Source organism: Rhizobium sp. BK181 (assembly GCF_014193305.1).
In the GTDB taxonomy this organism is placed as follows: domain Bacteria; phylum Pseudomonadota; class Alphaproteobacteria; order Rhizobiales; family Rhizobiaceae; genus Rhizobium.
In genome coordinates this window covers 1,019,462-1,031,789 of sequence record NZ_JACHZA010000001.1, presented here as the reverse complement: position 1 = coordinate 1,031,789, position 12,328 = coordinate 1,019,462, and the positions used below count along the sequence as shown (strand labels likewise).

Below are 12,328 nucleotides of genomic sequence, written 5' to 3'. Positions count from 1 at the left end.
TCTAATCGATTTGAACATCGATGGATCGTAATGCCTGGGAGGCCGGAATGATTTTGTGCTGTGGCGAAGCGCTGATTGACATGTTGCCGCGGGAAACGACTCTCGGTGAGAAGGGGTTTGCGCCCTACGCCGGCGGTGCGATCTTCAATACGGCGATCGCGCTCGGACGCCTCGGCATCCCGACGGCCTTCTTCACCGGCCTCGCCGACGATATGATGGGCGAGATCCTGCGCGATACGCTGAAGGCGAGCAATGTCGACTTCAGCCTCTGCGCTATCACCCCGCGCCCGTCGACGGTCGCCTTCGTCAAGCTCGTCAACGGTCAGGCCACCTATGCCTTCTACGACGAAGGCACAGCCGGGCGCATGATCACGACCGAAGACCTGCCCGTTCTCGGCGACGATTGCGAGGCGCTGCATTTCGGCGCGATCAGCCTGATCCCTAGCCCTTGCGGCGAGACCTATGAAGCGCTTCTCGACCGCGAGTGCGACAAGCGGGTGATTTCGCTGGATCCAAACATCCGCCCCGGCTTCATCAAGAACAAGGAAACCCATATGGCGCGTATCAAGCGCATGGCGTCGAAGTCCGACATCCTGAAGTTCTCCGACGAGGATCTGGAGTGGTTCGGCCTCGAGGGCAGCCATGATGACCTGGCGGCCTACTGGCTGAAGCAGGGTGCCAAGCTCGTCGTCATCACCAAGGGAGCTGAAGGTGCATCGGGCTACACCAACGAACGCAAGGTCACCGTCCCGAGCGAGCGCGTCACCGTCGTCGATACCGTCGGCGCCGGTGATACCTTCGACGCCGGCGTGCTTGCGTCGCTGAAGATCGACAATCTCCTGACCAAGGAAAAGGTCGCGTCGCTCAGCGAAAAGGCGCTGCAGAACGCCCTCTCGCTCGGCGCCAAGGCCGCAGCCGTCACCGTCTCGCGCGCCGGAGCCAATCCCCCGTGGGCAAAGGAAATCGGCCTCTGAGCCGAGGCCTATAACCGATCGAGAAAGGCGAGCACTTCGCGGTTGAAGTGCTCGGGCCGCTGCAGCGGTGCGAAATGGCTGACCTCTGGCAGGAGGATCAACTCGGCATCGGGAATGCTGCGTGCCAGATAATCCGCGTGCTCGCGCTTGATGAATTCGTCGTTCTCTCCGAGCACGACCGCGACCGGCACCTTGATGCTCGCGAGGTCCGCGGGCTTATAGTTCGGCTCGCTTGCCATCATCTTCGACACGTCGCCGACGAAGCTCTCGAAGGCGTCGGGCGTGGCGGATAGCGCCCGATAGTCCTTTCGATGCCGGCTGAAGCAACGATCGATGATCGGGGTCGGCTTGAATTCAAGCGTGCCGCTCGGGTCCATGTTGCAGGCGAAGAAAAACACACCGGAAACCCGCTCCGGCCGCTGGTCGGCGAGAATAAGCGCCGTGCATGCCCCGTCGCTCCAGCCGACGAGCGCGGCCTTTACCAGTCCTAGGTGATCCATCACCGCAAGCACGTCTTCGGACATCCGCGTGTAATGATAGGGACGCGCGTCACGCGTGCTGCGGCCGTGGCCGCGGCTGTCAATGACGACGACTTGCCGGCCCGTGGCGACGAGCGCTGGCACCTGAAAGCCCCAGTTTCCTGCATTGCCGAGCCCACCATGTAACAGGATCACGGCCGGACCGGAGCCGTAGCTCGCATACCAGATGCGGGCGCCGTCATTCTCAACGAAGCCATGGTGCCGCGACCTAGGTAGCGGCGCCGCGCCATGCGCTTCGAAATTCACAAGTTCGTCGTCCGTTACGCTCATTCAACCTCTCCGCATCGCGACGTACCTATAACGCATGGCGAGGTCGGATTTCGACATGGACTACGCGAAATACCGCGTCGCGGGCGAGCCTGGGTAGAAATCGACGCATGTCATACTTAATAGACCGCTAATATGCCGACCTGTACCTTCAATGTTTAACGTTGGAGGAGAAGAAATGGTTCTACGCGTTGATGGTCACGGCTGGTCGCTCGGCAGCGTCGAAGCCGGACATTGTTCGGCGGCGACCAAAGCCGCGATCAAGTGCGCACTGGAAGCGTCATCGGAGTTCGACAGCACGCAGATCATTGTTTCAATGCTTGGCGATTTCGTAGTGCTTGAAGGCTTTGTCCGCTGTCGTGGAGATGACGAACTGGCCGTGGATGTCGCCGCCGCCATCGTCGGGTCAAGTTACGTTCACAATCGACTGTTATGTCGTGGCTTCCCGAAGCGGCCAAACTAGAGGCGGCCTTCTAAACCCCCAGTTCACTGTGGAAAGCTCCCGCGGCGAGCCGCGGGAGCTTTTTGATTTCGTGTTACTTGGCGAGCTTCGCCAGCGTGGCAACGAGGCCCTGGGTTGAGGAATCGTGACCGGCAGCGCTTTCCTTGCCCTCGACAACGGGCAGCAGGCCGGTCGCCAGTTCCTTGCCGAGTTCGACGCCCCACTGGTCGAAGGAGTTAATGCGGAACAGCACGCCTTCGACGAAGACGCGGTGCTCATAAAGCGCGATCAGGCGACCGAGCGCATAGGGCGTCAGCTTGTCGTAGACGAAGGTGATCGATGGGCGGTTGCCGGTGAAGACACGGTGCGGCGCGATGAAATCGGCCTTTTTGTCGTCCATGCCCTTGTCGGTCAGCTGCTTCTTCGCTTCTTCGAAGGTACGCCCCTTCATCAGCGCTTCCGACTGTGCAAGCACATTCGAGATCAGCAGCTGGTGCTGGTGGCGGAGATTTGGTTCGAAGGCGTTCGCCGCAATCATGAACTCGGCCGGGATGACGCTCGTGCCCTGGTGGATCAGCTGATAGAAGGCATGCTGTCCATTGGTGCCGGGCTCGCCCCAGACGACCGGGCCGGAATTGCCTTCTACCGGCGTGCCGTCGATCGTGACGCCCTTGCCGTTCGATTCCATGTCGAGCTGCTGCAGGTAGGCCGGAAAGCGCGACAGGCGCTGGTCATAGGGCAGGACCGCACGGGTTGGATAGCCGAGCACATTGCGGTGATAGAAGCCGATCAGGCCGAGCAGCATTGGTAGGTTCTTGGTAACGGGCGCCGTGCGGAAGTGATTGTCGACGGCATGAGCGCCCTCAAGAAACTTGATGAAATTCTCCGGCCCGATGGCGATCATAATCGGCAGGCCGATTGCCGACCAAAGCGAATAACGGCCGCCCACCCAGTCCCAGAAGCCGAAGACGCGCTCGCTCCCGATACCGAAAGCCGCGACCTTGTCGAGTGCGGTCGAAACGGCGGCGAAATGATGCTGAACGGCAGCCTCGCCGAGCGCGTCGGCGATGAACTTGCGCGCCGTCTGCGCGTTCGTCATCGTCTCCACGGTCGTAAAGGTCTTCGAGGCAACGATGAACAAAGTCGTTTCGGGCTGAACGAGCTTCAGCGTGTCGGCGATATGGGCGCCGTCGATGTTGGAGACGAAGTGCGCGCGCGGACCGTCATGGAATGGTGCCAACGCCAGCGTCGCCATCACGGGGCCGAGGTCGGAGCCGCCGATGCCGATATTGATGACGTCGGTGATCGCCTTGCCGGTCGCGCCCTTGAGGCTGCCGGAGCGGATGCCGTCGGCGAATGTGCCCATGGCTGATAGAACGGCGTTGACGTCGGGCATCACGTCCTTGCCGTCAACCAGCACCGGCGTGTTGGAGCGGTTGCGCAGAGCGGTGTGCAGAACGGCCCGGTTTTCAGTGAAATTGATCACCTTGCCTGAGAACATCTCGTCGCGCTTGGCTTCGACGCCGCCCGTTTCCGCGAGCTTAACCAGGAGAGCTAGAATCTCGTCGTTCACCGCCGTCTTGGAATAATCCATCAGGAGGTCGTCGAGCGACGCGCTAAAATGGGAGAAGCGCTGCGGATCGGCGGCAAAGGCGGCGCGCAGATCGGTCGCCTTGGTGGCAGCCGCAGTGCTCTTCAATTGTTCGACGATGGCATTCATGGGAGGCTCCTTTGCAGGGCGAGAGGGTCGCGGAAACTATTCGCTTTGTAGGGCGCAAATCAAGTTCGGCGACCTCGCTGGACGCAAAAAAGCCACCCGCCTAAGCGGATGGCCCGTAATTTCACGCAACCGTCAAACTTAGCCGCGGAGATCCTTGCGCAGGATTTTTCCGACCGGCGTCTTTGGCAACTCGGTGCGGAATTCCACGAAGCGCGGACGCTTGTAATTGGTGAGGTTCGCAGCGCAATGCGCCTTCACATCGGCCTCCGTCAGCGCCGGATCCTTGCGCACCACAAAGAGCTTCACGGCCTCGCCGGAATGCCCGTCGGGGATGCCGACAGCCGCCGCCTCGAGAATGCCCGGATGCATCGCCGCCACTTCCTCGATTTCGTTCGGATAGACGTTGAAGCCGGAGACGAGGATCATGTCCTTCTTCCGGTCGACGATCTTGGTATAGCCGCGTGCGTCCATGAAACCCATGTCGCCGGTGCGGAAATAGCCGTCCGCCGTCATCACACGGGCGGTTTCCTCCGGCTTGTTCCAGTAGCCTGCCATCACCTGCGGGCCGCGGATGCAGATCTCGCCGATCTCGCCGAGAGGCAGCGAATTACCGTCCTCATCGCGAATGTCGAGCTCGGTGGAGGGAATCGGCAGACCGATCGAGCCGGTGAACTCCGCCGAGTCGAAGCGGTTCGCCGTGGCAACCGGCGAGGTCTCGGAAAGCCCGTAGCCCTCGGTGATGTGGGACCCCGTGATCTTCATCCAGCGCTCCGCGACCGGCCGCTGTACCGCCATGCCGCCACCGAGCGACATCACGATGTTAGAGAAGTCCAGCTTGGCAAAATCGGCATTGTTCATCAGCGCATTGAAGAGCGTATTGAGACCGGGGAAGATATGAACCTTCACCTTGCCGAATTCCTTGACCAGGGCCGGAATATCGCGCGGGTTGGCGACCAGGATATTATGCGCGCCGAGCGACATGCCCATCAGCGAATTCACCGTCAGTGCGAAGATGTGATAGAGCGGCAAGGCGCAGAGGAAGTTCAGAACTTCCGGGCGCGGCTTCTTGTCGAAGGCCGATTCGAGCCAGAGTTCGAGCTGCAGCTTGTTGGAGAGCAGGTTCCTGTGCGTCAGCACTGCACCCTTGGCGATACCGGTCGTACCGCCGGTGTATTGCAGGAAGGCGATATCGTCGCCCTTGAGGCTTGCGGGCTTCAGTGACTTGCCTGCACCTTCACCAAGCACCTGCTTGAATGTCTTATGCTGGGGGATCGACCATGAGGGAACGAGCTTCTTGACCCTTCGCACGAGCAGATTGACGATCAAGCCCTTGGCGCCCAGCATCTCGCCGAGCGACGTGACGACGACATGGCGCACGTCGGTTTTGACCAGCACCTGCTCGACCGTGCGAGCGAAATTCTCGAGCACGAAAATGGCCTTGGCGCCGGAATCGCGCAGCTGGTGTTCCAGTTCGCGGGGCGTGTAAAGCGGATTGACATTCACGACCACGAAGCCGGCGCGCAGGATGCCGTAAACGGCGACCGGATTCTGCAGGACGTTCGGCATCATGACGGCGATGCGGTCACCCTTCTCGAGGCCGATGCTCTGCAGCCACGCCGCAATCTTGCGGGTTTGGCTTTCAAGCTCGCCGTAGGTCAGTGTCTTGCCCATGCTGGAAAAGGCGGTGCGATTGGCATAGCGCGCGCAGGATTTCTCGAGCAATTCCGCCAACGATTCGTATTCCAGTGCGGGAAGCTCTGCCGGCACACTCTCGGGATAAGTCGCAAGCCAGGGCTTTTCGGGCTTCGCACCGCCTGGATGGACGGAAATGCTGTTCATATTGTCTCTCTCCCTGTCGCTGCCGGCCGGTCCCATCGGCAAGCCGATTGGACGATCCTCCATCTTCCAACGCGGCAGCTTATGTCATCGCCTGAATGGTTCAAGCTGAGAATAGAGCTACACTAACCTTAACGTAAACGTCAATAACGCAGCGTCCGTGGTTGTCGTGAGTAAAGTTGGGAACATCGAGTTCGGGGTAGCGTTTTTATGCGTGGACCAACCACGAGGAAAACCAAAAGGAGGTGCACCATGCTGCATCAGGACGCTGACAACACCCGCCGTGACCCGAACGTGAAGGATACTCCGACGCTGATTGCCAGCGACCGTGTGGAAGGCACCCGCGTCTATGGAGCCGATGGCAAGCATATCGGTTCGATCGAACGATTGATCCTCGGCAAGCGGGACGGCCGCGTTGCCTACGCCGTGCTTGAGTTCGGCGGTTTCTTGGGTATCGGCCACGATCACTATCCACTGCCGTGGGAAAAGCTGAGCTACGACACCCAGCTGGACGGATATCGCATCGACCTGACGAAGGAGCAGATCGAAGGCGCGCCGAGCTATGCGGATGATGACGACACCTGGTACAACGATAATGGCCGCCGAGTGTATGATTACTACGGCGTGCCGCCCTACTGGATGTAACGTCGTCCGCTCACGTGCGATCCAGCGATCGCGCGTACATGCGCTGCGCCAAAGCGCCTTCTAGCGCGCGGCGTGGTAAAACGACCTGGATGGGCCCCGTCGCGGACGGGGCCTTTTCAGTTCGTGGCAACGAGATCGTTGGCCGTGCGCAGCACTTTGCCAAGTGCGATATCGCCTGCCGAGAACGCTTTTGCAGTGTGCAGCGCGAATGTGTGGCTTTCACCCGGAAGCAACGTGACCAGCATGGAATCGACGACTGCATCAGGATCGAGCCGGTCGGCCATCAGGCAGAGATCCTTAAGGAAGGTCTGTGCCGTAATCGTCACGGCATATCCGTCCGTGGTGGCGCTAAGCTCGATCGACGCCCGCGGTGCCGGGAGCTTCAAATCAATGTCCTCGGCGAAATAGTGGAACGCGCGCCGGTCAAGCATCTGCACGGCGATGAGCTCGTTGCCGGCATCATCTGGCGTTGCGACATCGGCCGGCAGCGGAAACTCCTTCGCCTCAAAGCGGTCGCAGAGCAGCCGCCAGAACTCGAATTCGGCCAGTACCGTTCCGTCAAGCCGCAGCCGCTTGCCTGATATTTTCGACCGCCAGAACAGCGTGCGTTCGTTGACGGCGACGGCTGCCAGTCCACCGTTGCGCGGCTGGATCGTCAACAGCCTGGGATCGAATGCCTGCTGCATGGCATACCAGAGCGGCTTGCGCCGTCCCGCTGAATCGAGTGCTGCCCAGGACGTCACCGGCCAGCAATCGTTGAACTGCCAGACGACGGCGCCCTTGCAGACGTCGCGATGCGAGCGCATGTGCTCGATCGCAAAGCGGATGGCGCGTGCCTGGTTGAGCTGTGTTGCGAAGTGCCAGTCGTTCATCGTCTGCGGCACAGGCAGATGCCCGGCAAGGCCGCGGATCAGCTTGTCATTGCCTTGGGTGGCCTTCTGATGGTGGAACACGCCGTTGGAAACCGGCGTCAGCGGCGTGTCATGCACGCTTTCTTCGATCGTCGCCCAGTTCGGCGGCGCCTGCCAGCCAAATTCGGAGCAGAAGCGCGGGATATAGTTGCGATAGACCTCGTACCCGACATCGTTCCAGACGTCCCAGATGTGCTTGCAGCCGTGCTCATCGGCGTTGGGTTCGATCTCCATCGTCCCCGAATACGGGCTGCCGGGATAGTACGGCCGATCCGGATCGAGCTCGGCGCAGAGTTTTGGCAGGATATCGAGATAGTAGCCGAGCCCCCAGCTTACGCCCTCCTTGATGATCGGCCGCCAGCCCCATTCGTCGAAGCCCCAGATGTTCTCGTTGTTGCCGTTCCAGACGATCAGCGACGGATGCGGCATCAGGCGCACGACGTTGTCGCGGACCTCGGCTTCGACCTCACTGCGCAACGGCTCTTCTTCCGGATAGGAGGCACAGGCAAACAGGAAATCCTGCCAGACAAGCATCCCGGCGCGGTCGCAGGCCTCGTAGAATTCGTCGCGCTCGAAGATGCCGCCGCCCCAGACGCGCAGCAGGTTGATGTTCGCAGCTTTCGCCTCCTCGATGCGGGAAACGTAGCGCTCGGCCGTTACCCGCGACGGGAAGCAATCGTCAGGAATCCAGTTCGCGCCGCAGAGGAAAAGCGGCACGTCGTTGATGACGAAGGTGAATGCTGAGCCGTGTTCGTCTGGAGCCGTATCGAGCCGAACCGAACGAAAGCCGATGTCCTTCGAATAACTGTCGAGTAAGTCATCGCTTACGCCGTCCCGCAATTCGATTTGCAGCGGATAGAGCGGCTGGGCGCCAAGATGGTGCGGCCACCAGATCTGCGGCGAGGGAACGGTCAGCTGGAACTCGACCTCGTCAGCTCCCTCCGGGAGTTCGGCGACATGGCTGACGCCGGCGAGGGTTGCAACAAGTTTTGCCGGAACGCCGTCTTGGCGCTCGACGCTTGCACGAACTGTCACGCGCCCGTCGCCGCCGGCAAGCGTCGCCGAAACCCGTGTCTCCGCAAGTCGGGCTCGCTCCCAGCTTTCCAGCCGCGCCGGCTTCCAGATCCCCGCTGTCACCAGCGTCGGACCCCAGTCCCAGCCGAAGTTGCAGGCCATCTTGCGCATCAGGTTGCCAGGGCCGGGATAGTTGTTCGGGCGATAGCCGTAATGCGCCTCCATCTCGGCGCCGTAGGCGTAAGCGGAGCGGAAGGTCACGACCAGCTCGTTCGCACCTTGCTTGAGCCGCTCCGACACGTCGAAGCGATAGATGCGGTGCATGTTGAAGGTGCGGCCGAGCTCCTCGCCGTTCAGCACGATCATCGCGACGGTATCGAGGCCTTCGAACACCAGTTCCTGGACCTTCCCGGCATCCGGCGATGCATCGAAGCTGCAGCGATAGGTCCAGTCTTCCTTGCCGATCCAGTCGTTGGTGATCTCGTTGACGTCGAGATAGGGATCGGGGATGAGTCGGTTGGCGAGCAGGTCGAGATGCACGCAGCCGGGTACCTGTGCCGGAATTTCAGCAGGCAGGTCGCGTCGACCTGTAACGTTGCAGGAGAGCGTCCAGCCCCGGTTCAGTTCGGTCTTTTCGATCATGAGAAACTCTTAGAGATAACGGCCGTGACGCTGCAGGACTTCGATCTTGTAGCCGTCGGGATCGGTGATGAAGAAGAACAGCGCCAGCAGCTGGCCGTCGCGATTGAGCTCGACGATCTTGCCGGGGTTCAGGCCGGCTTCCGTCAGACGTTTGTGCTCCACCTCGACCTCCTGGACGGAAAGAGCCAGATGCCCATAGCCGTTGCCGAGATCGTAGGGCTCGGTGCGCCCCTTGTTGACCGTCAGCTCCAGCTCGAAGCCGGCCTCGTCATTGCTCATGTAGATCAGGGTGAAGGTGTCGAAATCGATGCGATCGGCGACCTTGAGGCCGAAGACCTTGCCGTAGAACTCGACCGAGCGCGCCTCGTTGAGGACGCGGATCATGGAGTGAATCATCTTGGCCAAGGCTGCCTCCCATTGCCGATATCACGGCAGCCTTGGTAGCCGCCGCTTCATGCCGCGCGCAAGCCAATTCTTTGCGTGATGGCGTTTTCGATAACCCCCATCGCATCATAGATCAGCACCGCCATCAGGCCGACGATCAGGCCGCCCTGGAGGATGAAGGCCGTGTTATCGGAGATCAGCCCGGCGATGATGACTTCGCCGAGGCCCTTGGCGGCCACCGTCGAGCCGATCGTTGCCGTGCCGATATTGATGACGGTCGCAATCTTCAAGCCCTCGAGGATCAGCGGCAGGGCGAGCGGCAATTCCACCTGAAAGAGCCGCTGTGTGCCATTCATGCCCATGCCGTCGGCGGCATCGAGCACCGAGGGAGACACCTGCTTGAGGCCAGAGACGGTATTCTCGAAAATCGGCAGCAGGCCATAGAGAAAGAGGGCGAGCAAGGTCGGTCCGGCGCCGAAGCCGGTCGCGGGTACGGCAAGGGCGAGCACCGCCACCGGCGGGAAAGTCTGGCCGGCACTGGCGATCGCCCGGGACAACGGCAGGAAGTCCTCGCCGCTCTTGCGGGTGACAAAGATGCCGCCGAGGATCGCCAGAACGGCGCTGCCGACAATCGAGATCGCCACGAGGAAGAGATGCGAAGCGGCAAGCTGCGGAAGGCTGTTTTGGGTATAGACTGCCGGCGCATTGTTGCTCGTCAGCGGCACGAGCAGGAACGACAGCCACTCCGTCCTGAACAACAGGATCAGCAGCAATACCAGCGCGCCAACGCGAAAGAGGTTCGCAAAGACGAGCCTCATGCTTTGCGACCCAGTTCGAGCAGTCTGGTCATCGAGATAGAGCCCACAGGCGCCTTGTCCGCATTCTGGACGGCAGCTTCGTCAACGCCCTGCCAGATCATCTCGGCCAGGGCGTCGCGCAGGCTGAGCGTCTGCGGCAATGCGTAAGCCAGGCCTGACTTTGTCGGCTCCATGCTTTCCTTCAGCGGCAGCAGCGACATCAGCTTCAGCGCCCGGTCGGAGGTGCCGGTCAATTGCTGCACGAAGGGGTCGGCCGGCTCGGTCAGGATCTTTTCCGGCGTCGAACATTGCAGCAGCTTGCCGGCGCTCATCACGGCGATCTGGTTGCCAAGATGGAAGGCTTCGTCCATGTCGTGCGTCACGAGGACGACGGTTGTACCGAACTGCTTCTGGATCGCCAGCAGATCATCCTGCGCCTTGCCGCGGATAACGGGATCAAGCGCGCCGAACGGCTCGTCCATCAATAGCAGCTCCGGTTCCGCCGCGAGCGCCCGCGCAACGCCGACGCGCTGCTGCTGGCCGCCCGAGAGCTGGTGCGGGTATTTCTCGGCAAATATCGCGGGATCGAGGTTGAACAGGCCGAGCAGTTCCTCGACGCGGTCATTGACTTTCACCGTGTCCCAGCCGAGAAGCTGCGGCACCGTCGCGATGTTCTGTGCCACGGTCCGGTGCGGAAAAAGGCCGTGCCCCTGGATCGCGTAGCCAATCTTGCGGCGCAGTTCCGTCACTGGCACGTCCATGATGTTCTGGCCACCGACGAAGATCTCGCCCGACGTGATCGGCACAAGCCGGTTGATCATCCGCATCAGCGTCGATTTACCCGAGCCCGAGGTGCCGACAATGACGGTGATCGAACCCTTCTCCACATCCATCGAGACGCTGTCGACCACGGTCGCCGTGCCGTAGCGCTTGGTGACGTTCCTGATTTCGATCATGCTCATGCGGCGGATCCCCGTATGCTGTCGATGACCGCATCGAGGATGACGGCCGAAGAAAAGGCGAAGAAAACGGTCGGCACGGCGCCGAGCAGAACGAGGTCCATGGCCGTCTGACCAAGCCCCTGGAAGATGAAGATGCCAAAGCCGCCACCGCCGATCAGCGCCGCGACCGTCACCAGGCCGATCGCCTGCACCAGGACAATGCGGATGCCGGTGAGGATGACCGGAAAGGCAAGCGGCAGGTCGATGCCGGTCAAAATCTGGCGGCGCGTCAATCCCATGCCCGCCGCGGCATCACGCACCGAGGGATCTACGCCCTGCAGACCGACGACGGTGTTGGCGACGATCGGCAACAGCGAATAGAGGACAAGCGCGATCAACGCCGGCGCGGCCCCGATGCCGCGAATGCCGATCGAGGCCGCGGCGGGCACATGCGTCGCGAGGTAGCCGAGCGGCAGCATCAGGATGCCGAAGAGCGCGAGGCTCGGGATCGTCTGGATCAGGCTAAGGCCCTGCAGCACGACGGCGCGCAACTTTGGAACCCAGAAGCACAGGATACCTAGCGGCAGGCCGATGACGATGGCGATCGCCAGCGAGCCGAACGCCAGCAGCAAATGAGCGAGCGCTTCCGTCCAGAACTGAGCGGATCGGGTCGCGAATTCCTTCATGATAGAGAGATCGTCGAGCAGTCCGGACGCAAGGAAGATGCCGAGCAAGCCAGTGTATACGACAAGCGCCGCAATGCGCATCCACGGAGTCAGCTTGATCTTCACAAGAGCATCCGAGACGATGAGCCCGATCACCGCAAACAGCACCCAGAACCCACCGCCCGGCGTCATGCGCGCGGCATTGCTGTTGGGCGGGGTGAAGGCCGAGGCAGCAAAACCGATGGTCGCCAGCAGGGCTGCAAAACAGAGGGTCGAAACCACCAGCCGCAGCATCGCATTTTGCAGAAACAGAACGGCCAGAGCCGTGACGATAAGCAGAATTGTCAGGATGATGGCGGAGGGTTGATTGAGCAGCTGCGTCAGCAGCATGGGCTTTCCGGCGGCGATGCGGTTTGCCTTCACATAGATGAAGGGCAGGAGCGCAGTTGCAACGACACCTGCCGTCACCAGCACCACGCCAAGCCGGTCCAGTTTGCGGACCGCTAAGGTTTCTTCCATCGATCCATCCTGTCCGGTCGAAAGGCTGCTCC

11 protein-coding genes are annotated in these 12,328 nt (G+C 61.2%); 3 read left to right on the top strand and 8 right to left on the bottom strand.

The window, feature by feature from the left end; genetic code table 11:
• Nucleotides 1-47: 47 nt before the first annotated feature.
• Nucleotides 48-974 carry a carbohydrate kinase gene (locus FHT77_RS05200; RefSeq protein ID WP_183753113.1) on the top strand — a complete coding sequence of 309 codons (927 nt, stop codon included), beginning with the start codon at nucleotides 48-50 and terminating at the stop codon, nucleotides 972-974.
• An 8-nt stretch (nucleotides 975-982) separates the two neighbouring features.
• On the opposite strand, the gene FHT77_RS05195 is transcribed toward FHT77_RS05200, so the two are convergent.
• Nucleotides 983-1,783 (bottom strand): alpha/beta fold hydrolase, encoded by an 801-nt coding sequence (locus FHT77_RS05195; protein ID WP_183753111.1) that lies wholly within the window; start codon nucleotides 1,781-1,783, stop codon nucleotides 983-985.
• Between the two features lie 175 nt (nucleotides 1,784-1,958).
• Here FHT77_RS05195 and FHT77_RS05190 point away from each other — a divergent pair, with 175 nt between their 5' ends.
• Nucleotides 1,959-2,243: a BON domain-containing protein gene (locus FHT77_RS05190; RefSeq protein ID WP_183753109.1), complete on the top strand. Its 285-nt coding sequence runs from the start codon at nucleotides 1,959-1,961 to the stop codon at nucleotides 2,241-2,243.
• A gap of 73 nt (nucleotides 2,244-2,316) precedes the next feature.
• On the opposite strand, the gene pgi is transcribed toward FHT77_RS05190, so the two are convergent.
• Both pgi and FHT77_RS05180 read right to left on the bottom strand, forming a co-directional pair.
• A complete protein-coding gene (pgi, locus tag FHT77_RS05185; protein WP_183753107.1) occupies nucleotides 2,317-3,942 on the bottom strand; it encodes a glucose-6-phosphate isomerase in 1,626 nt (541 codons plus the stop codon).
• Between the two features lie 138 nt (nucleotides 3,943-4,080).
• The gene (locus tag FHT77_RS05180) at nucleotides 4,081-5,781 is read right to left on the bottom strand and encodes a long-chain fatty acid--CoA ligase (protein WP_183753105.1); all 1,701 of its coding nucleotides are present in this window, start codon (nucleotides 5,779-5,781) and stop codon (nucleotides 4,081-4,083) included.
• Nucleotides 5,782-6,030: 249 nt separating this feature from the next.
• Here FHT77_RS05180 and FHT77_RS05175 point away from each other — a divergent pair, with 249 nt between their 5' ends.
• A complete protein-coding gene (locus tag FHT77_RS05175; RefSeq protein WP_183753103.1) occupies nucleotides 6,031-6,423 on the top strand; it encodes a PRC-barrel domain-containing protein in 393 nt (130 codons plus the stop codon).
• Between the two features lie 116 nt (nucleotides 6,424-6,539).
• Here the strand turns inward: FHT77_RS05175 and FHT77_RS05170 are convergent, their stop codons facing one another.
• Genes FHT77_RS05170 through FHT77_RS05150 form a run of 5 tightly spaced genes read right to left on the bottom strand, consistent with a single transcriptional unit; the run spans nucleotide 6,540 to nucleotide 12,296 of the window.
• Nucleotides 6,540-8,990 carry a glycoside hydrolase family 2 protein gene (locus FHT77_RS05170; RefSeq protein WP_183753101.1) on the bottom strand — a complete coding sequence of 817 codons (2,451 nt, stop codon included), beginning with the start codon at nucleotides 8,988-8,990 and terminating at the stop codon, nucleotides 6,540-6,542.
• Between the two features lie 9 nt (nucleotides 8,991-8,999).
• On the bottom strand, nucleotides 9,000-9,395 hold the full coding sequence (locus FHT77_RS05165; protein ID WP_183753099.1) for a VOC family protein: 396 nt from the start codon (nucleotides 9,393-9,395) through the stop codon (nucleotides 9,000-9,002).
• A 47-nt stretch (nucleotides 9,396-9,442) separates the two neighbouring features.
• On the bottom strand, nucleotides 9,443-10,192 hold the full coding sequence (locus FHT77_RS05160) for an ABC transporter permease (RefSeq protein ID WP_183753097.1): 750 nt from the start codon (nucleotides 10,190-10,192) through the stop codon (nucleotides 9,443-9,445).
• Nucleotides 10,189-11,133 carry an ABC transporter ATP-binding protein gene (locus tag FHT77_RS05155; protein ID WP_183753095.1) on the bottom strand — a complete coding sequence of 315 codons (945 nt, stop codon included), beginning with the start codon at nucleotides 11,131-11,133 and terminating at the stop codon, nucleotides 10,189-10,191. The genes FHT77_RS05160 and FHT77_RS05155 overlap by 4 nt, the downstream gene beginning before the upstream one ends.
• On the bottom strand, nucleotides 11,130-12,296 hold the full coding sequence (locus tag FHT77_RS05150) for an ABC transporter permease (RefSeq protein WP_183753093.1): 1,167 nt from the start codon (nucleotides 12,294-12,296) through the stop codon (nucleotides 11,130-11,132). The genes FHT77_RS05155 and FHT77_RS05150 overlap by 4 nt, the downstream gene beginning before the upstream one ends.
• Nucleotides 12,297-12,328 lie beyond the last annotated feature (32 nt).

Excerpts from the sequence above, each read along its gene's own strand:
- pgi (WP_183753107.1), bottom strand. The coding sequence starts at position 3,942 with ATGAATGCCATCGTCGAACAATTGAAGAGCACTGCGGCTGCCACCAAG.
- FHT77_RS05180 (WP_183753105.1), bottom strand. The coding sequence starts at position 5,781 with ATGAACAGCATTTCCGTCCATCCAGGCGGTGCGAAGCCCGAAAAGCCC.
- FHT77_RS05200 (WP_183753113.1), top strand. The coding sequence starts at position 48 with ATGATTTTGTGCTGTGGCGAAGCGCTGATTGACATGTTGCCGCGGGAA.
- FHT77_RS05195 (WP_183753111.1), bottom strand. The coding sequence starts at position 1,783 with ATGAGCGTAACGGACGACGAACTTGTGAATTTCGAAGCGCATGGCGCG.
- FHT77_RS05160 (WP_183753097.1), bottom strand. The coding sequence starts at position 10,192 with ATGAGGCTCGTCTTTGCGAACCTCTTTCGCGTTGGCGCGCTGGTATTG.
- FHT77_RS05190 (WP_183753109.1), top strand. The coding sequence starts at position 1,959 with ATGGTTCTACGCGTTGATGGTCACGGCTGGTCGCTCGGCAGCGTCGAA.
- FHT77_RS05155 (WP_183753095.1), bottom strand. The coding sequence starts at position 11,133 with ATGAGCATGATCGAAATCAGGAACGTCACCAAGCGCTACGGCACGGCG.
- FHT77_RS05170 (WP_183753101.1), bottom strand. The coding sequence starts at position 8,990 with ATGATCGAAAAGACCGAACTGAACCGGGGCTGGACGCTCTCCTGCAAC.
- FHT77_RS05150 (WP_183753093.1), bottom strand. The coding sequence starts at position 12,296 with ATGGAAGAAACCTTAGCGGTCCGCAAACTGGACCGGCTTGGCGTGGTG.
- FHT77_RS05175 (WP_183753103.1), top strand. The coding sequence starts at position 6,031 with ATGCTGCATCAGGACGCTGACAACACCCGCCGTGACCCGAACGTGAAG.